This window comes from Bradyrhizobium sp. sGM-13 (assembly GCF_018398875.1).
Taxonomy (GTDB): domain Bacteria; phylum Pseudomonadota; class Alphaproteobacteria; order Rhizobiales; family Xanthobacteraceae; genus Bradyrhizobium.
On record NZ_JAGWDK010000166.1, the window covers coordinates 1 to 640 of the forward strand.

The following is a 640-nucleotide window of genomic DNA, read 5'->3' on the forward strand; positions in this document are numbered from 1 at the left end:
TCATCTACACCTCAGGCTCAACCGGAACCCCAAAGGGCGTCATGGTCGAGCATGCTCAGATGGCTCGTCTGTTCGAGGCGACCCAGGACTGGTATGGCTTCACCGAACACGACGTATGGTGCCTGTTCCATTCCATCTCGTTTGACTTCTCGGTGTGGGAATTGTGGGGCGCACTGCGCTATGGCGGGCGTTTGATACTCGTGCCGAGTAATACCGCCCGTTCTGCTTCCGACTTCCATGAGCTAGTCTGCAAGTCTGGCGTCACGGTTCTCAATCAGACCCCCTCGGCTTTTAAAGCTTTCATGGATGTAGAATGCCAGAGCAATGTTCGAAACCGCCTTCGCTATGTGATTTTTGGTGGGGAGGCTCTGGAACCGTCCATTCTAAAGCCGTGGTATGCAAGGCATTCAGACAGCGTTCCGCAATTGATCAACATGTACGGCATCACGGAAGCTACCGTGCATGTAACCTATCGACCTCTTAATCAATCTGACACCTCCAACTCGGCCAACCTGATCGGAGAGCCCATCCCCGATCTTCGGTTGTACTTGTTGGATCGGTTCGGCCAGCCTGTGCCGTTGGGGACGGTGGGGGAGCTTTACATAGGCGGGGCGGGGGTTGCGCGTGGCTATCTGAACCG

The 640-nt window shown here is 55.3% G+C and carries 1 protein-coding gene; it reads left to right on the forward strand.

Features of this window, described 5'->3' with window-relative positions; translation table 11 throughout:
* Positions 1-41 precede the first annotated feature (41 nt).
* Positions 42-640: AMP-binding protein (locus KJQ96_RS38610; protein WP_305831064.1), on the forward strand; the 599-nt coding region annotated here is incomplete at its 3' end.